Source organism: Variovorax sp. P4_B10, from assembly GCF_056402375.1.
In genome coordinates this window covers 46,421-63,351 of record NZ_JBFUHN010000026.1, presented here as the reverse complement: position 1 = coordinate 63,351, position 16,931 = coordinate 46,421, and the positions used below count along the sequence as shown (strand labels likewise).

The window sequence follows — 16,931 nt, the reverse complement described above, 5'->3', positions numbered from 1 at the left end:
CGTCCATGACATGGATCGAATGGTCTACATTTCGTTTTTAAATGAATGCGGACGACGACAACCTCGATGCGAGCGCGGGCTTGCTCAGCCTCAAGCTGCTGCGCCTGTTCGACCTGATCTACACCACGCAGAGCGTGACGCGCGCAGCCGACCAGCTCGGCCAGAGCCAGCCGACGGTGAGCAACTGGCTGGGCCGGCTGCGCAGGCACCTGGGCGACGAGCTGTTCGTGCGCACCGCGGCAGGCATGCAGCCGACGCCGCGCGCGGAAGAACTGATCGTTCCGGCGCGCGAGGCACTGGCGGCGCTGCGCCGTGTGGCCGCGCCACCGGAAGCGTTCGACCCGTCGAGCGCGACGCGGCGCTTCCGTATCTGCATGACGGATGCCAGCCATATCACGCTGCTGCCGCAACTGCTGGCGCACGTGCGCGCCGTAGGTCCCGGCATCCGCCTGGAGGCCGCGCGCATCGATGAGGAAACCGGGCAGGCGCTGCAGTCCGGCCAGGCGGATCTTGCGATCGGACTGGTGCCGTGGCTCGAGTCAGGTTTCTATCAACAGGTGCTGTATCCGCAAGACTGGGTGTGCCTGGTCAATGCCCGACACCCGCGGGTCGCGGCAAAAGGCATGGGCTTGCGCGACTTCAAGGCCGAAGCACACATCGGCATCGTCGGCGGTACGGGCGTGCAACTGCTGGAGGCGGCGCTGTTGCGGCACCGCGTCGAACGGCGCATCTTGCTGGAGCTACCCGGCTTCCTGGGACTGGCCGCCATCGTGTCGACTACCGACCTCGTGGCCACCGTGCCCCGCCAGATCGGCGAGACGCTGGCCCGAACCAACGGGCTCGCCGTCTTTGATTGCCCGGTGCCTGTGCCGCCGTTCACCGTCAAGCAGCACTGGCATGCACGCTACAACCAGGACCCGGCGAATCGCTGGTTGCGCGGCTTGTGCGAGCGGCTTTTTGCCAAGAAATCGAACGCGCGTAAATAGAGGATCGAGCTTGTCGACGACCAAGGTGAAGACACCTCGACCTCAAGTCGAACGCTTCGCTGACGTGTTGTGCAGCGAGCCATGCACATGCCCCGCGTGCTGCCCGAAGGTCTCGGGTGCGAGCGCAGCGGTGTCCAACTCCTGCAGGATGCCGCAGTTCTGCGCCGATTCGGGCCCGCCGCACTGCAGGCGCAGCGCCTTCAGCTGCTTTTCGAGCGTCTTCAGTTCGGAGATGCGCGCGGCCACGTGGCCGATGTGGTCGTCCAGCAACTGGTTGACCTGCCCGCAATCGTTCTGCGGCGCGTCGCGGAATTTCAGCAGGCTGCGGATCTCGTCGAGCGTCATGTCCAGCGAACGGCAGCGCCGGATGAAGCCCAGGCGCTGGGCGTGCTCGTCGTCGTAGATGCGGTAGTTGCCGTCGGTGCGCGCGGGCTCGGGCAGCAGGTGCTCGCGCTCGTAGTAGCGGATGGTTTCGACCGGCGTGTTCGCGACCTTGGCCAGTTCACCGATTTTCATGATGCGGCAAATGTTGAAGTGGAGATTCTGCGTTTGACTCTACACCTGCTTCAGGGTTTCCAATGGCCTTCATGACGAACCAGAACGCTCTGAATACGACGGTGCCGAACGCCCATCCGCACGACCACGGCCACGGCCACGATCATTCGCACGGGCACGCCCATGCCCATACCGAAACGGCCTGCTGCGGCAGCCCGGTCTGCGGCTCGTCGACTGCAGCCGAGGCGGCCGACATCCCGAAGGGCGCCTTGCTCTTCCGCATTCCCACGATGGATTGCGCCGTCGAGGAGTCCGAGATCCGCCGCGCGCTCGAACCGGTCGCGGGCGTCAAGGCCCTGCGCTTTCGCCTCGGCGAGCGCACGATGGCCATCACGACCGATGACGGCGCGCTGTCCGGTGCGCTCGACGCGATCCGCAAGGCGGGCTTCAAGCCCGAACAGCTCGGCGACACGGTGGTGCCAGCCGCCGCCCCCGCACGCATCGCGGGCATGCGCACGGGCCTTGCGCGTCTGGTCGCCGCGCTGGTGCTGGCCATCGCGGCCGAGTCGATCTCTTTTCTCGCGCTCGACGGCAAGGGCTTCATGGCCGCCGAGATGGTGCTTGCGCTCGCCGCCATCGGGCTGGCCGGCCTCGACACCTACAAGAAGGGCTTCGGCGCGCTGGTGCGCGGCCGCCTCAACATCAACGCCCTGATGGCTGTCGCCGTGACGGGCGCCTTCGTCATCGGCCAGTGGCCCGAGGCCGCGATGGTGATGGCGCTCTATGCGATTGCCGAACTGATCGAGGCCCGCGCCGTCGACCGTGCCCGCAACGCCATTCAAAGCCTGCTGGCCCTCGCACCCGAGCAGGCCGAGGTGAAGCAGCTCGACGGCAGCTGGCGGACCGTGATGGCCGACACGGTGGCGCTCGACGCCATCGCCCGCATCCGCCCCGGCGAGCGCGTGCCGCTGGACGGCGTGGTGACCGAAGGTCTCAGCGCCATCGACCAGGCGCCGGTCACGGGCGAGAGCATTCCGGTCGACAAGACCATTGGCGACCCCGTCTTCGCGGGCACCATCAACCAGACCGCCGCGCTGGAGTTCCGCGTCACGGCGGTGGCCGCCAACACCACGCTCGCGCGCATCATCCACGCGGTCGAGGAGGCGCAGGGCACGCGCGCGCCCACGCAGCGCTTCGTCGACAGGTTCGCTGCCATCTACACGCCCGCGGTCTTCGTGCTGGCGCTGGCCATCGCGGTGTTCACGCCGCTGTTCATGGGATGGCCCTGGCTTGAGGCCATCTACAAGGCGCTGGTGCTGCTGGTCATCGCGTGCCCGTGCGCACTGGTCATCTCGACGCCCGTCACCGTGGTGAGCGCGTTGGCATCGGCCGCGCGGCGCGGCATCCTGATCAAGGGCGGCACCTACCTGGAAGAGGCACGCAAGCTCAAGGCCGTGGCGCTCGACAAGACGGGCACCATCACCGAAGGCAAGCCGAAGCTGGTCGCGTCCAGCCTGGTCGGCCCCTCGGGCAACGAAGCGGCGGTGTTCGCGATCGCCGCCAGCATTGCGGGCCGGTCGGACCATCCCGTGTCGAAGGCCATCGCCGACGGCTTGAAGGGCCCGCGCGAGGAGGTTGCCGGCTTCGCCGCGCTGCCGGGCCGCGGCGTGCAGGCCACGTTGGCAGGCCAGGCCTACGTGCTCGGCAACCACCGCCTGATCGAGGAGCGCGGCCTGTGCACGCCGGCGCTCGAGGCCGAACTCAAGCGCCACGAGGAGACGGGCCGCACCGTCACCTTGCTGGCATCGGGCCAGGCGGTGCTGGCGTTGTTCGCCGTGGCCGACACGATCAAGGAATCGTCGCAGGCCGCGGTGGCCGAACTGCGCGCCCTCGGTGTCGTGCCGGTGATGCTCACCGGCGACAACGCCGCGACGGCCAGGACCATCGGCGCCCATGCCGGCATCGAGGACGTACGCGGCAACCTGCTGCCCGGAGAAAAGCTCGGCGCCATCCAGGCCATGCAGGCGCGCTACGGTGCGGTTGCGATGACCGGCGACGGCATCAACGACGCACCGGCGCTCGCTCAGGCCGACATCGGTTTCGCGATGGGCGGCGCGGGCACCGACACCGCGATGGAAGCCGCCGACGTGGTCATCATGAACGACGACCTGCGCCGCATCCCCGAAACCATCCGCCTCTCGCGCCGCGCGCATTCGGTGCTGTGGCAGAACATCACGCTGGCGCTCGGCATCAAGGGTGTGTTCTTCGTGCTCGCGGTGTTCGGCAGCGCGACGATGTGGATGGCGGTGTTTGCCGACATGGGCGCGAGCCTGCTGGTGGTGGCCAACGGGCTGCGGTTGATGCGCGCACCTTCCAGCGTGAAGAGCGGAGGCTGAGGCCTACCAGCGCGCAGCCCATTTCTCCAATGGCACGCGCGCCGCATTGCACACATAGCTCACCGAGTGGTACCACCCCGCGAGCATCATCAGCTCGACCAGTTGCGCGTGGCTCCAATGCTCGCCGAGGGCCTGCCAGAGCGCATCGTCCACATCGCTGGTGTCGTGCAGCTGGTCGACCATCGAGACAAGCAGGGCGTCGCGCGGCGCGAGCAGGGAGAGGTCGCCATCGGCCGCCGCCATCACGCGCCGGTCGGCCTCGCTGAAGCCGGCCGCATCGGCAAAGCCGGTCCAGTGCACGCCCCATTCGTACTCCGCGCCGCAGCGGGCGCAGACCCGCATGATCACGATCTCGCGTTCGCGCAGGTCGATGGCCGCCTTGCGGCCCAGCAGGTAGCGGCCCAGGTCGAGCGTGCGCTCGGCAAGCGCGGGGTTCACGGCCATCACCCTGAAGAGCGCGAGGATCTCGGGCGCCTGCGGCGGCGTCATGCGGGTGAGCAGCGCGCCGACGGGCTCGGGGTAGGGCGGTTCGAGCGGTGGAATCCTTGGGGCGCGGTTCGGGTCCAGGCTTTTCGGGGCGGTGTTTGCCACGGGCGGGTCCTTCCATAGAATGCGGTGCAGGTCGCTACGGAAATCGTAGCGATTCGGTGCAGTCTATCGCTACGAAATACGTAGCGCAAGAGCGCGCCGCATCGATCACCGAAAGAACGGCATGGAAGACGAAGAAGCATCGGCCTCGCAGCCCGCGCCAGCCGTGGCGCGGCGGCCCATCATGCGGCTGCTGGAGCAGCTGGGCCGCAAGGGCACGTTGCGCATCCTGTGGGAGCTGCGCGATGGCCAGCCCCAGAGCTTCAGGGCGCTGCGCGTGAGCACGGATGACATGTCGCCCTCGGTGCTGAACGACCGGCTCAAGGAGCTGCGCGCGGCCGGCGTCGTCGCGCTGGTGGACGCGGGCTATGTGCTCACCGAGGCGGGCGGCGAGCTGGTCAAGCGCCTGACCCCGCTCAACCAGTGGGCCAACCGCTGGATCGACCCGGAGGCGTAGAACTAACATCGGGCGATCTCCTGCCACCGCGACCCGTCCATGTCCGTCACCACCCTGCTGCTGCAACTCGTCGTCATTCTTACCACCGCGCGCATCTGCGGTTGGGTGCTTCGCCATGTGGGCCAGCCCAGCGTGGTCGGCGAAATGGCTGCCGGCCTGATGCTGGGACCGGCGGTCATGGGCGCGCTCTTTCCCTCGCTGCATGCGCAGCTGTTCTCGAAGGAATTGCTGCAGGGCCTTTCGTCGCTGTCGACGGTGGGGCTGGTGCTGTTCATGTTCGTCGTCGGCCTGGAACTGCGGGCCACGCGGAACATGCGGGCGCAGCTCAAGGCCGCGGGCGCCGTGGGCGTGCTCAGCGTGGTCGTGCCGCTGGCGCTGGGCCTCGCGATCTCGCCGACGCTGTATCCCACGCTCGCACCGGCCGGCGTCGCTTTCTGGCCCTTTGCGCTGTTCATGGCGGCGGCGCTGTCCATCACGGCCTTTCCGGTCATGGCGCGCATCCTCAAGGACCGCGGCATGACGCGCACGGCCTTCGGCCAGCTCTCGCTCAGCGCCGCAGCGGTGGTCGATGTGTTCGCCTGGATCCTGCTGGCCTTCGTGGTGGCCCTGGTGGGGGCGGGCGAGGGCTACGCGGGGCTGGTCAAGATCACGGTCGGCGTGGTCGTGATGCTCTCCTTCCTGTTCTTCGGCCTGAAGCCGGCCTTTGCCTGGCTGCTGCGCGTGAAGGCGCCCGACGGCGAGCCTTCGACCACGGTGATGGCCTCGCTCATGATCGGCCTGCTGCTCACCGCGCTGCTGACCGAGTGGCTGCACCTGCATGCGGTGTTCGGCGCCTTCCTGTTCGGTGCCTGCCTGCCGCGCGACGACCGCCTGCTGCGCTCGCTGAGCGAACGCATCGAGCCGATCTCCATCGTCGTGCTGATGCCGCTGTTCTTTGCCCTCGCCGGGCTGGGCACCACGTCGAATGCCTTCACCGGTGCGAGCCTGGGCGCAATGCTGCTGATCGTGGGCGTGGCCACCGTCGGCAAGATCGCCGGCGGCGCGGCCGGCGCGCGCATCGCCGGCTACGGCTGGCGCGACAGCCTGGCCACCGGTTCGCTGATGAACGCGCGCGGCCTGATGGAGCTGATCGTGATCAAGATCGGGCTCGACGTGGGGCTGATCGGCCCCGAGCTGTTCACGATGCTGCTGGTGATGGCGCTCGCCACCACCGCGATGACGGGGCCGCTGATGACGCTGTGCATCGGCCGCAAGGCGCGGCTGGCCGGCGACGCTGCGGGCGAGGCCGAGGCGCACGCCAAGCCTTGAGCGTGTGGGCTCGCGTGGGCCTGCCTCAGCCGTTGCGGCGCACGGTGAAACCGATGCGCGTTGCGCCGTCCTGGCTCGATGCGAACACCCGCCCCCCGTGCATGCGCGCGATGGCCTCGACGATCGAGAGGCCCAGCCCGTGGTGCCGCGTGGAACCGTCCCTGGCCTGGGCGGCGCGGTAGAAGCGTTCGAACAGGCGGGGCAACGCGGCGGGGGCTACCGGTTCGCCCCGATTGACGACCGAGACCGTGAACCCGTCGCGGTCCTCGGCAAGGTCGATCCCGATCGTCGAGGCCGGCGCTGCAAAGCGGATCGCGTTGCCCAGCAGATTGGAGAGGGCACGGCGTATCAGCGCGGCGTCCACGTCGGCCATGGCGTCGCCGGCGACTTCGGCTTTCAGCCCGGCCTCGTCGAGCATCGCGTCGTAGAAGTCGATCACGTCGCGCGCCTGCGCCGCGAGGCTGACGACGGCCCTCGAACGCGTCGAGGTGCCGCGGTCGGCCTTCGAGAGAAACAGCATGTCGGTGACGATGCCCGAGAGCCGGCCGATCTCTTCCAGGTTGGAGGTCAGCACACCCTGCAGTTCCTCGTTCGAACGCTGGCGCGTGAGGGCCAGCTCGGTGGAGCCGATCAGGTTGGCAAGCGGCGTGCGCAACTCGTGCGCCACGTCGGCATTGAAGGATTCGAGCTGCACGTAGGCACGCTGCACCCGCAGCAGCAGCGCGTTGAACTGCATGATCCAGGGGCGCAGCTCTTCGGCGAAGGCCATCGCATCGATGGGCTGGTTGGCCCTGTCGGGCGCCATCGCCGCGGTCTGGTCGGCCAGCGTCTTCAGCGGCCGCAGGCCGCGCCGCACCAACCACATGCCCGTGAGCGACACCAGCGCCGTGCCCAGCAGCACGGCGCCGAGCAGCGTCCAGGCGAGCCGTTCGAGCAGCCGGGCTTCCTGCGCCACGTTCACGCCGATCTGCACCTGCAGCTGCGTCGTCGCGTCGCCTTGCTGCCAGGGCACCACCAGGTCGCGCCGCATCCAGCGGCCGCCGGCCGCGGGCCGGGATTCAAAGAGCGGTTTGCCCGCATGCGAGATCGACAGGCTCACGTCGTCCTGCATCGAGAAGAAATCGTCGAGCTTGTGCCGCAGGAAGACGAGGTCGCCCCCTTTCTCGGCCTCTGCCAGCAGGTGCTGCACCAGCACCGACTTGTGGTCGAGCGCGTCCTCCTGTTTCTCGCCGAAGTTCCAGGCCGTCACGAGGTAGATGGCCAGGCAGATCACGCTGAGTCCGAACAGCGTCTGCGCGGCGAACCAGAGCGACAGCCGGCTCTGTAGCGAATGCGGCCTTGGGCTCATGCCCAGGACCGGTCTTCCAGCACGTAGCCCATGCCGCGAACGGTATGGAGCAGCTTTACCTCGAACGGATCGTCGATCTTGCTGCGCAGGCGCCGGATGGCCACTTCCACCACGTTGGTGTCGCTGTCGAAATTCATGTCCCACACCTGCTCGGCGAGCGTGGTGCGCGAGAGGATCTGGCCGCGCCGGCGCAGCAGCACCACGAGCAGGGTGAATTCCTTGGCCGTGAGGTCGAGCCGCACGCGGTTGCGAAAGACCTTGCGGCTCGCCATGTCGAGCTCGAGGTCGGCCAGCCGGAGCACGGTCGAATCCTGTGCCTGGCCGCGCCGCAACAGGGCCTGCACCCGCGCCAGCAACTCGGAGAAGGAGAAGGGCTTGACGAGGTAGTCGTCGGCGCCTTGCTGCAGGCCCTGCACGCGGTCTTCGACCTTGTCGCGTGCGGTGAGCACCAGCACGGGCATGTTCTTCGTGCGGCGGATGGCCTGCAGCACGGCAAAGCCGTCGACGCCGGGCAGCATCACGTCGAGCAGGATCAGCGCGTAGTCTCCCTCGGTGGCGAGGTAGCGTCCTTCGATGCCATCGCGGGCGATGTCGACGACGTAGCCGTTTTCCTCCAGCCCCTTTTTCAGGTAGTCGCCCAGCTTGGGTTCATCTTCAATGACAAGAATTCGCATTCGCAGATGGTACCCAAGCGCTTTCGAGGCGGTGGTTACGATTTAGTAATCCTATTGACAGACAATGCGCCGCCCTCGCGTCGTACAGTGCGCCGGGCCTTCGAAGCGCAGGGCCTTTACCGGGCGGCGTGCCACAGGCCGCCGATATACTTTTTGGACTCATGCGTCGCTGGCTTCTGATTTTTCTGCTGTTCCTGCTTCCGTTCCAGCTCAGCTGGGCGGCGTCGGCGGCGTACTGCGAGCATGAACGCGACACGCAGCCCGGGCACTGGGGCCACCACGAGGACGAGCCCCGCGGCACGGACCGCACGCACACCGGCGACGGCGCCAAGAAGAACACGACCACGCAGCCGAACGGCGCGGTCGGCCATTGCATCGTCAGCCATTCCGGCTGCGCGCAGCATGCGGACGTGGCGGCCGGCGACACCGCAGGCACGCCGCAGTTGTCCCAGGTTCTGCACACCCTCCCGGAGGCGCGTTTCATTTCGCACATCTCCGACGTTCCGGTGCGTCCCGCACGGTCTCTCGCCCTCTGATTCGGCGAGAGAACACCACCCACCACTGATCCCACCCATCAGCTGAGCTCTCGCCGAATTCGTCCGTCCGTTGTTTCGCAACCCAGGAGAATTCGATGCGCACGCTCTTCGTGCCGCTGGCCGTGTTGGCCTTGGCGGTACCTCCGGCCTATTCACAGCCACAGGCTGTTGCCGGCTCCCTGTCTTCCTCGTCCCGTCCGGCCGCCAGAACGCTGGAGGCCGCGGGTCCGCTGACCCTTCGCAGCGCCATCGCGCTGGTGCAGCAGTCCAACCCCAGTCTGTCCGCGGCCTCGCGCGAGCAGGAGGCCACCGAGGGCGCCATCGCCCAGGCCGGCGCCTGGCCGAACCCGGTGCTCGGCGCCCAGCTGGAAGACCTGCGCCGCGACAACCGCACCACCACGGTCCAGCTGAGCCAGCCGATCGAGCTGGGTGGCAAGCGTGCGGCGCGGGTCACGGCGGCGGAGCGCGCGCGCGACCAGGCCGCATCGGCGCTCGCCGCGCGCCGTTCCGAGCTTCGCGCATCGACCGTCACGCTGTTCTTCGAAGTGCTGACGGCGCAGGAGCGTTTGCGCCTTGCACAGGATGCCGTCGGGCTCGCGCAGGCCGCGACCCGGGCGGCCGCCAACCGCGTGGCGGCCGGCAAGGTTTCTCCGCTGGAGGAAACCCGCTCGCGCGTGGCCGAGGCGGGCGTCCGCGTGGAACTGCTGCAGGCCGAAGGCACGCTGCGTTCGGCGCGGCAACAGCTGGCCGCGTTGTGGGGCAACCCGAATCCGCGCTTCACGCAGGTGGACGGCGCGGTCGACCAGCTGCCGGTGGCCGCCCCGGCGCAGGACGTGGAGCGCCGGCTCTTCGCAGCGCCCGTGCTGCAGCAGGCCCGGCTCGAGGTCGAGCGGCGCGAGGCACTGTCCAGCCTGGAGCAGGCCAAGCGCATTCCCGACATCACCGTGTCGCTGGGCGCCAAGCGCGTGCCTGCGTCCACCGACGATGCAAGCGCGAGCCGCCGCAACCAGGTCGTCGTCGGCCTCTCGGTGCCGCTGCCGATCTTCGACACCAACCGCGGCAACGTCGCCGAGGCGCTGAGCCGCGAGGAGAAAGCGCGCGACGACCTCGCCGCCGCAGAACTGCAACTGGGCGCCGACGTCGCGCAGGCCACCGAGCGCCTGCGTTCGGCGCGCGCCACCGCCGAGACGCTGCAGCGCGATGCGCTGCCTGGCGCAGAGACCGCCTACAAGGCCGCGACCAAGGGCTTCGAGCTCGGCAAGTTCAGCTTTCTCGAGGCGCTCGATGCGCAGCGCACGCTGTTCCAGGTGCGCAACCAGTACCTGCTCTCGCTGGCCGATGCGCACCGCGCGGCCGGCGAGCTCGACCGGCTGCTCGGCACCGAAGGCGACGACAACCTGCACGCGACGCCCGTCGTGCGCTGACAAGGACTCCACAAGATCATGAACACAGAAGAACGCAAGACTTTCGCCGAGCGCGTCGGCAAGAAGCAGTGGATGGCCATCGCGGTCGTCCTGGTCGTGGGCTTTGCGGCCGGCGCGATGATCCTGCGCACCGCACCGGCCAAGCCCGGGGCGGCCGGCCATTCGGAAGCCGGAGGCCATGCCGATGGCGAGCACCACGAGGAAGGCAAGGAAGAGGGCAAGGACCACGGCCACGGTCATGTCGAAGCCAAGGGCCATGACGACAAGGAGCACCACGGCGAAGAGCCCAAGGAGAAGGGCGCTTCCGGCGAAGCGAAGGCCGGGTCAAAGGAACACAAGGAGGACGAGGAAACGATCGCCTTCACTGACGAACAGATCAAGGCCGCGGGCATGGCCATCGAAAGCGCCGGCCCCGCGCGCATCAAGACCTCGCTGCAACTGCCCGGCGAGATCAAGTTCAACGAAGACCGCACCGCCCACGTGGTGCCGCGCGTGGCGGGCGTGGTCGACAGCGTGTCGGCCAACCTCGGCCAGGAAGTGAAGCGCGGCCAGGTGCTCGCGGTGCTGTCGAGCCCGGGGCTCTCGGAGCAGCGCAGCGCCTTGCAGTCGGCGCAGCGCCGGCTGGAACTGGCCCGTTCCACCTACGAGCGCGAAAAGAAACTCTGGGAAGAAAAGATCTCGCCCCAGCAGGACTACCTGCAGGCCCAGCAGGCGATGCAGGAGGCGCAGATCGCCGTGGCCAACGCCAACCAGAAGCTGCTGGCCCTGGGCGCGACGCCGGGCTCCGCCGCGCTCGGCCGCTACGAGCTGCGCGCACCCTTCGACGGCATGGTGGTCGAGAAGCACATCTCGCTCGGCGAGTCGGTGGGCGAGAGCGTCAACGTCTTCACCATCTCCGACCTCTCGACCGTGTGGGCCGAGATCAGCGTGGCCGCCAGCAACCTCAACCTGGTGCGCATCGGCGAGCCGGTGACCATCCGCTCCGGCGCCTTCGACCAGGCGGCCAGCGGCACGGTGTCGTACGTGGGCTCGCTGATCGGCGCGCAGACGCGCACGGCCACGGCGCGCGTGACGCTGACCAATCCGCAGCGTGTCTGGCGGCCCGGGCTGTTCGTGAATGTCGAGCTGGTTTCCTCCGAGGCGGAGGCGCCCGTCACGGTGTCTGCCGATGCCGTACAGACCGTGGAAGAAAAGCCCACCGTCTTCCTCAAGGTGCCCGGCGGCTTCCTGCCGCAGCATGTGCAGACCGGCCGCAGCGACGGCCGGCGCATCGAGATCGTGAGCGGCCTGAAGCCCGGCACGGCCTACGCCGCGAGCGGCAGCTTCGTCGTGAAGTCGCAGCAGGGCAAGAGCGCTGCGACGCACACCCACTGAGGACCGCCGCATGTTCGAACGAGTCATTGGGTTCTCCATTGCGCAGCGCTGGCTGGTCCTGCTCGCCGTGCTCGGCATGGCCGCGCTCGGCGTCTTCAGCTACCAGAAGCTGCCGATCGACGCCGTGCCCGACATCACCAACGTGCAGGTGCAGATCAACACCGCCGCGCCCGGCTATTCGCCGCTCGAGGCCGAGCAGCGCGTGACCTATCCCATCGAGACGGTGATGGCCGGCCTGCCGGGCCTGCAGCAGACCCGCTCGCTCTCGCGCTACGGCCTCTCGCAAGTGACGGTGATCTTCGAGGACGGCACCGACATCTACTTCGCGCGGCAGCTGGTGAACGAGCGCATCCAGTCGGCGCGCGAAAGCATGCCCAGCGGCATCTCGCCGGTGATCGGGCCGATCTCGACCGGCCTCGGCGAGATCTACCTCTGGACCGTGGAAGCGGAAGAGGGCGCGAAGAAGGCCGACGGCAAGCCCTACACGCCGACCGACCTGCGCGAGATCCAGGACTGGATCATCAAGCCGCAGCTGCGCAACGTGGCGGGCGTGACCGAGATCAATTCCATCGGTGGCCATGCCAAGGAGTTCCAGATCGCACCCGACCCCGCCAAGCTGCTGGCCCACGGCCTCACGATGGCCGACCTGGTCACCGCGCTGGAGCGCAACAACGCCAACGTGGGCGCGGGCTACATCGAGAAGCGCGGCGAGCAGTACCTGATCCGCGCGCCGGGGCAGGTGAAGTCGGTGGAGGACATCGGCAATGTGATCCTCGGCAACACAGGCGGCATTCCGCTGCGCGTGCAGGACGTGGCCGAGGTCGGCATCGGCCAGGAGCTGCGCACCGGCGCGGCCACCGACAACGGCCGCGAGGTGGTGCTGGGCACCGTCTTCATGCTGATCGGCGAGAACAGCCGCACCGTCTCGCAGGCGGTCGACAAGAAGATGCAGGAGATCAACCGCACGCTGCCCGCAGGCGTGAAGGCCGTGACGGTGTATGACCGCACGGTGCTGGTCGACAAGGCCATCGCCACGGTGAAGAAGAACCTCTTCGAGGGCGCGGTGCTGGTGATTGCGGTGCTGTTCCTGTTCCTCGGGAACATCCGCGCAGCGCTGATCACCGCATTGGTGATTCCGCTGTCGATGCTCTTCACCTTCACCGGCATGGTGAACCAGAAGGTCAGCGCCAACCTCATGAGCCTGGGCGCGCTGGACTTCGGCATCATCATCGACGGGGCGGTGGTGATCGTGGAGAACTGCGTTCGGCGCCTCGCCCATGCACAGGCGAAGCACGGGCGGCCGCTCACGCGCAGCGAGCGCTTCCATGAAGTGTTCGCCGCCTCGCAGGAGGCGCGGCGCCCGCTGCTGTTCGGCCAGCTGATCATCATGATCGTGTACCTGCCGATCTTTGCGCTCACGGGTGTCGAGGGCAAGCTGTTCCACCCGATGGCCTTCACCGTGGTGATCGCGCTGCTGGGCGCGATGATCCTGTCGATCACCTTCATTCCCGCGGCCGTGGCACTGTTCATCGGCAACAAGGTCAGCGAGAAGGAAAACCGGTTGATGGTGTGGGCCAAGCGCGGCTATGCGCCGCTGCTGGCACGCGTCATGACGGCCAAGCCGCTGGTCATCACCACGGCCGTGGTGGCGGTGCTGCTCTCGGGCCTCTTGGCCACGCGGCTGGGCACGGAGTTCGTGCCCAGCCTGAGCGAGGGCGACTTCGCGATCCAGGCGCTGCGCATTCCGGGCACCAGCCTCACCCAGTCGGTCGAGATGCAGAAGCAGCTCGAGCGCACGCTGAAGGCGAAGTTCCCGGAGATCGAGCGCGTGTTCGCGCGCACCGGCACGGCCGAGATCGCATCGGACCCGATGCCGCCGAACATCTCCGACGGCTACATCATGCTGAAGCCCGAAGACCAGTGGCCCACACCGCGCCGCACGCGTGCCGAGATCCTCGCGGCGGTGCAGGAAGAGGTGGAGAAGCTGCCCGGCAACAACTACGAGTTCTCGCAGCCGATCCAGCTGCGCTTCAACGAGCTGATCTCGGGCGTGCGCAGCGACGTGGCGGTGAAGATCTTCGGCGACGACATGGACGTGCTCGACAAGACGGCGGCCGAAGTGTCGGGGGTGCTGGGCAAGATCGCCGGTGCGGCCGAAGTGAAGGTCGAGCAGACCACGGGCCTGCCGATGCTCACGGTGAACATCGACCGCGGCAAGACCGCGCGCTACGGCCTCAACGTGGGCGATGTGCAGGATGCGATCTCCATCGCGGTCGGTGGCCGCGAGGCGGGGACGCTGTTCGACGGCGACCGGCGCTTCGACATCATCGTGCGCCTGCCCGAGAGCCTGCGCACCGACCTGGAGGCGATCAGGCGCCTGCCGGTGGCCTTGCCCAAGGGGGCCGGCACAGAGGCGCAGCGCACCAGCTTCATCCCGCTCGGCGAAGTCGCCACGCTGGAGCTCGCGCCCGGCCCGAACCAGGTCAGCCGCGAGAACGGCAAGCGCCGCATCGTGGTGAGCGCCAATGTGCGCGGCCGCGACCTCGGCTCCTTCGTGGCCGAGGCCGAAGAGGCGATGCGCAAAGTCGCCATTCCTGCGGGCTACTGGACCGTCTGGGGCGGCCAGTACGAGAACCTCGCCTCGGCCACGCAGCGGCTGCAGGTGGTGGTGCCGGTGTCGTTGCTGCTGGTGTTCACGCTGCTGTTCGCGATGTTCGGCAACCTGAAGGACGGGCTGCTGGTGTTCACCGGCATTCCGTTCGCGCTCACCGGCGGCATTGTGGCGCTGTGGCTGCGCGGCATTCCGCTGTCGATCTCGGCGGCGGTGGGCTTCATCGCGCTCTCCGGCGTGGCGGTGCTCAACGGGCTGGTGATGATCTCGTTCATCCGCAACCTGCGCGAGGGCGGCCTGCCGCTCGATGCAGCGATCCGCGAGGGCGCGCTCACCCGGCTGCGGCCGGTGCTGATGACCGCGCTGGTGGCATCGCTGGGCTTCGTGCCGATGGCGATCGCCACCGGCACTGGCGCCGAGGTGCAGCGGCCGCTGGCCACGGTGGTGATCGGCGGCATCCTTTCCTCGACCGCGCTGACGCTGCTGGTGCTGCCGCTGCTCTACCGCATCGCCCATCGGCGCGACGAGGGCGAAGAGGAAGAAGTCCGCGAGCAGCGCCATGGCGCGCCGCTCGACCCTGCGCAAGGATCGATCCATGGCACGTGAACAGGCCCGCGCGGCGGGCGCGACGAGAAGGCGCTGCGCCGGGCTTTACTGACGGGCCGATTCCAAGTAGTTTTTGATCTTGGTGTCACAAACCATCCCCACCGGACGTCTTGGTTGCATGGGCGTCCACGGGGGGCGTTCTCTGGACTCCCTTTCACGAGGAAATCGACCATGAAGATCGTCATCATCGGAGGCTCCGGCCTCATCGGCTCGAAGCTCGCCGCGCGGCTGCGCCACGCCGGCCACGAGGTCATCGCCGCCTCGCCCTCCACGGGCGTCAATACGCTCACGGGCGAAGGCCTGAAGGAGGCCCTGGCGGGGGCCAGGGTCGTCGTCGACGTGGCGAACTCGCCGTCGTTCGAAGACGAGGCCGTGCTGCGCTTCTTCCAGACCTCGGGGCGCAACCTGCTCGCGGCCGAGGCCGAAGCCGGCGTGGCCCACCACATCGCGCTGTCGGTCGTCGGCACCGACCGGCTGCTGGCCAGCGGCTATTTCCGCGCCAAGCAGGCCCAGGAAGACCTGATCGAGGCCTCGCCCGTGCCCTACACGATCGTGCAGGCCACGCAGTTCTTCGAGTTCCTGGGCGGCATTGCCAACGCAGGTGCTGCCGGCGGTGCGATCCGCCTGTCGAACGCCCTGGTGCAGCCGATTGCGGCGGAGGACGTTGCCGCGGCGCTGGCCGAGATCGTGACCGAGCCGCCGTCAGGTGGCAGGGTGGAGATCGCCGGGCCGGAGGCGGTGCCGCTCGACGACCTGGTGCGCCGTTTTCTCGCTGCGACGGGCGACGCCCGGGAGGTCGTCACCGATGCCGAGGCGGCTTACTTCGGCGTGCGGCTCGATGATCGTTCGCTGACGCCAGCGGCCGGTGCGCGCCTGGCGCCGACCGGCTTCGAAGCCTGGGTCCGGCAGCGCGCGACCGCGTAGTTCCATCCCTTCCGATTGCCTTGAGCAATCCCTGGGCATTCCAGCGGGCCTTCAGACGCAGCCGCGTTCCTTGAGCAAGGCCCATCGCTCGGGCGCGATGCCGGCCTTCATGGCCCTGAGCGGATCGACCTCGCCGGTGTTGTCCGCATACGCGACCACGAAATCGTCGGTCGCAGGCAGCGATGCGTGCGCGGCCGGCGCGTTGAAATGCAATGCCAGGTTCTTCAGCACGCGCCTGGCCGATGCGGTGCTCTGCTGGATGTCCATGAACTGGCTGTGCAGCAAGCAGCTTTCCTGCAGGCTCGCGTTGTCGAACCATCGCTCGTGCGCGTCTCCCTGGACTTCGCGTATTTCGTCCGGTGCCCAGAGGTAGTAGGGCACTTCCTCGCCCTTCTGCAGCACCGAGCGGCGGTAGGACTCCCGGCCCCACACGAGGAACGGGGGCCAGGCGGCGGCGAAGTCTTCTTCCGTGTAGCAGATCAGCAGGCAGTAGATCTTTTCGTCCCTGGGAATCAGGGCGAGCGCTTCGGTGATCTGCGCGATGAGCAGGGCCTCGACCTTCGCGGCCACGGAGGCCAGCGTTTCGCCCTTGCGCGGCCGGCGGTACGTCAGGCGGCGCTGGCCGTCCGGCCGGCCGTCTTCGTCGAGGTATTCCAGCGTGATGGTGTCGAGCAGCGCCGCATCGTCGTAGCGGTACACGTCCTGGCAGAGCCAGGTCTTTTCGCCCTGGGCCCAGTTGGCGGTGACGGCGCGCTGGAGCTGGCCGTTCTCCCACAGGAAGCGCTGGTCGAAACCCTTGTGGCCGTGGCTGACGTGGTGCGACGCGAGCAGGCCACCGGCATCGCGGTACTGCGTCACGACGCCGATATGGGCTTCGTCTTCATGCAGGGAGAACTGCACGCCGGTGCGCCGGCCGGCCTCGTGGAGCCAGGCGGTTTCGCGGCCGCTGCTGTCGCGTTGAAGCACCAGCCGCCCGGCGGCATCGAAACCATGGTGAACATGGCGGGCTGCATCCGCCTTGTCGTCGGCGATCCACCGGGTCTTCGGCCCGCCGTATTTCTCCTGCAGGAACGGAACCTCCTCGGCCATCGATTCGGAGGCCCAGCGCCAGCTGACCGCTTGCGCCGCACTGTCGGCCAGCAGTTGCCTGGCGGCGGCGGGGTCCGAGTAGAGGCGGTAGATGTCTTTCAGCATCGTCCGGCCA

14 protein-coding genes are annotated in these 16,931 nt (G+C 68.1%); 9 read left to right on the top strand and 5 right to left on the bottom strand.

What is annotated here, in order from left to right; all coding sequences use genetic code 11:
• Nucleotides 1-41: 41 nt before the first annotated feature.
• A complete protein-coding gene (locus tag AC1DXX_RS14350; RefSeq protein ID WP_478134872.1) occupies nt 42-986 on the top strand; it encodes a LysR family transcriptional regulator in 945 nt (314 codons plus the stop codon).
• Nucleotides 987-1,028: 42 nt separating this feature from the next.
• Here AC1DXX_RS14350 and cadR read toward each other — a convergent pair whose 3' ends face one another.
• Entirely contained in the window at nt 1,029-1,502 is a 474-nt protein-coding gene (gene cadR, locus AC1DXX_RS14345) for a Cd(II)/Pb(II)-responsive transcriptional regulator (protein WP_478134871.1), read from the bottom strand.
• Between the two features lie 71 nt (nt 1,503-1,573).
• Here cadR and AC1DXX_RS14340 point away from each other — a divergent pair, with 71 nt between their 5' ends.
• A complete protein-coding gene (locus tag AC1DXX_RS14340) occupies nt 1,574-3,877 on the top strand; it encodes a heavy metal translocating P-type ATPase (RefSeq protein ID WP_478134888.1) in 2,304 nt (767 codons plus the stop codon).
• 3 nt (nt 3,878-3,880) lie between these two features.
• Here AC1DXX_RS14340 and AC1DXX_RS14335 read toward each other — a convergent pair whose 3' ends face one another.
• Entirely contained in the window at nt 3,881-4,468 is a 588-nt protein-coding gene (locus AC1DXX_RS14335) for a carboxymuconolactone decarboxylase family protein (protein ID WP_478134870.1), read from the bottom strand.
• A gap of 121 nt (nt 4,469-4,589) precedes the next feature.
• On the opposite strand from AC1DXX_RS14335, the gene AC1DXX_RS14330 reads away from it, so the two are divergent.
• Entirely contained in the window at nt 4,590-4,922 is a 333-nt protein-coding gene (locus tag AC1DXX_RS14330) for a winged helix-turn-helix transcriptional regulator (RefSeq protein ID WP_478134869.1), read from the top strand.
• A gap of 39 nt (nt 4,923-4,961) precedes the next feature.
• Nucleotides 4,962-6,230, top strand: a complete 1,269-nt coding sequence (locus AC1DXX_RS14325; protein WP_478134868.1) for a cation:proton antiporter — start codon at nt 4,962-4,964, stop codon at nt 6,228-6,230.
• Nucleotides 6,231-6,255: 25 nt separating this feature from the next.
• Here the strand turns inward: AC1DXX_RS14325 and AC1DXX_RS14320 are convergent, their stop codons facing one another.
• Nucleotides 6,256-7,578: a heavy metal sensor histidine kinase gene (locus tag AC1DXX_RS14320; protein ID WP_478134867.1), complete on the bottom strand. Its 1,323-nt coding sequence runs from the start codon at nt 7,576-7,578 to the stop codon at nt 6,256-6,258.
• The gene (locus AC1DXX_RS14315; protein WP_478134866.1) at nt 7,575-8,252 is read right to left on the bottom strand and encodes a heavy metal response regulator transcription factor; all 678 of its coding nucleotides are present in this window, start codon (nt 8,250-8,252) and stop codon (nt 7,575-7,577) included. Before AC1DXX_RS14315 ends, AC1DXX_RS14320 begins: the two co-directional genes overlap by 4 nt.
• A gap of 161 nt (nt 8,253-8,413) precedes the next feature.
• On the opposite strand from AC1DXX_RS14315, the gene AC1DXX_RS14310 reads away from it, so the two are divergent.
• The 5 genes from AC1DXX_RS14310 to AC1DXX_RS14290 all read left to right on the top strand — a co-directional run bounded on the left by AC1DXX_RS14310 (nt 8,414) and on the right by AC1DXX_RS14290 (nt 15,727).
• Nucleotides 8,414-8,788 carry a hypothetical protein gene (locus AC1DXX_RS14310; protein ID WP_478134865.1) on the top strand — a complete coding sequence of 125 codons (375 nt, stop codon included), beginning with the start codon at nt 8,414-8,416 and terminating at the stop codon, nt 8,786-8,788.
• A gap of 95 nt (nt 8,789-8,883) precedes the next feature.
• Nucleotides 8,884-10,212: a TolC family protein gene (locus AC1DXX_RS14305; protein WP_478134864.1), complete on the top strand. Its 1,329-nt coding sequence runs from the start codon at nt 8,884-8,886 to the stop codon at nt 10,210-10,212.
• An 18-nt stretch (nt 10,213-10,230) separates the two neighbouring features.
• Nucleotides 10,231-11,586 (top strand): efflux RND transporter periplasmic adaptor subunit, encoded by a 1,356-nt coding sequence (locus AC1DXX_RS14300; RefSeq protein WP_478134863.1) that lies wholly within the window; start codon nt 10,231-10,233, stop codon nt 11,584-11,586.
• 10 nt (nt 11,587-11,596) lie between these two features.
• On the top strand, nt 11,597-14,803 hold the full coding sequence (locus AC1DXX_RS14295; RefSeq protein WP_478134862.1) for a CusA/CzcA family heavy metal efflux RND transporter: 3,207 nt from the start codon (nt 11,597-11,599) through the stop codon (nt 14,801-14,803).
• 171 nt (nt 14,804-14,974) lie between these two features.
• Nucleotides 14,975-15,727: an SDR family oxidoreductase gene (locus AC1DXX_RS14290; RefSeq protein WP_478134861.1), complete on the top strand. Its 753-nt coding sequence runs from the start codon at nt 14,975-14,977 to the stop codon at nt 15,725-15,727.
• Between the two features lie 51 nt (nt 15,728-15,778).
• On the opposite strand, the gene AC1DXX_RS14285 is transcribed toward AC1DXX_RS14290, so the two are convergent.
• Nucleotides 15,779-16,921 (bottom strand): hypothetical protein, encoded by a 1,143-nt coding sequence (locus AC1DXX_RS14285; protein WP_478134860.1) that lies wholly within the window; start codon nt 16,919-16,921, stop codon nt 15,779-15,781.
• Nucleotides 16,922-16,931 lie beyond the last annotated feature (10 nt).

Bases quoted from the DNA above. Each gene is read 5' to 3' on its own strand.
- AC1DXX_RS14350 (WP_478134872.1), top strand. From the start codon at position 42: ATGAATGCGGACGACGACAACCTCGATGCGAGCGCGGGCTTGCTCAGC.
- cadR (WP_478134871.1), bottom strand. From the start codon at position 1,502: ATGAAAATCGGTGAACTGGCCAAGGTCGCGAACACGCCGGTCGAAACC.
- AC1DXX_RS14340 (WP_478134888.1), top strand. From the start codon at position 1,574: ATGACGAACCAGAACGCTCTGAATACGACGGTGCCGAACGCCCATCCG.
- AC1DXX_RS14330 (WP_478134869.1), top strand. From the start codon at position 4,590: ATGGAAGACGAAGAAGCATCGGCCTCGCAGCCCGCGCCAGCCGTGGCG.
- AC1DXX_RS14325 (WP_478134868.1), top strand. From the start codon at position 4,962: ATGTCCGTCACCACCCTGCTGCTGCAACTCGTCGTCATTCTTACCACC.
- AC1DXX_RS14320 (WP_478134867.1), bottom strand. From the start codon at position 7,578: ATGAGCCCAAGGCCGCATTCGCTACAGAGCCGGCTGTCGCTCTGGTTC.
- AC1DXX_RS14315 (WP_478134866.1), bottom strand. From the start codon at position 8,252: ATGCGAATTCTTGTCATTGAAGATGAACCCAAGCTGGGCGACTACCTG.
- AC1DXX_RS14310 (WP_478134865.1), top strand. From the start codon at position 8,414: ATGCGTCGCTGGCTTCTGATTTTTCTGCTGTTCCTGCTTCCGTTCCAG.
- AC1DXX_RS14305 (WP_478134864.1), top strand. From the start codon at position 8,884: ATGCGCACGCTCTTCGTGCCGCTGGCCGTGTTGGCCTTGGCGGTACCT.
- AC1DXX_RS14300 (WP_478134863.1), top strand. From the start codon at position 10,231: ATGAACACAGAAGAACGCAAGACTTTCGCCGAGCGCGTCGGCAAGAAG.
- AC1DXX_RS14295 (WP_478134862.1), top strand. From the start codon at position 11,597: ATGTTCGAACGAGTCATTGGGTTCTCCATTGCGCAGCGCTGGCTGGTC.
- AC1DXX_RS14290 (WP_478134861.1), top strand. From the start codon at position 14,975: ATGAAGATCGTCATCATCGGAGGCTCCGGCCTCATCGGCTCGAAGCTC.
- AC1DXX_RS14285 (WP_478134860.1), bottom strand. From the start codon at position 16,921: ATGCTGAAAGACATCTACCGCCTCTACTCGGACCCCGCCGCCGCCAGG.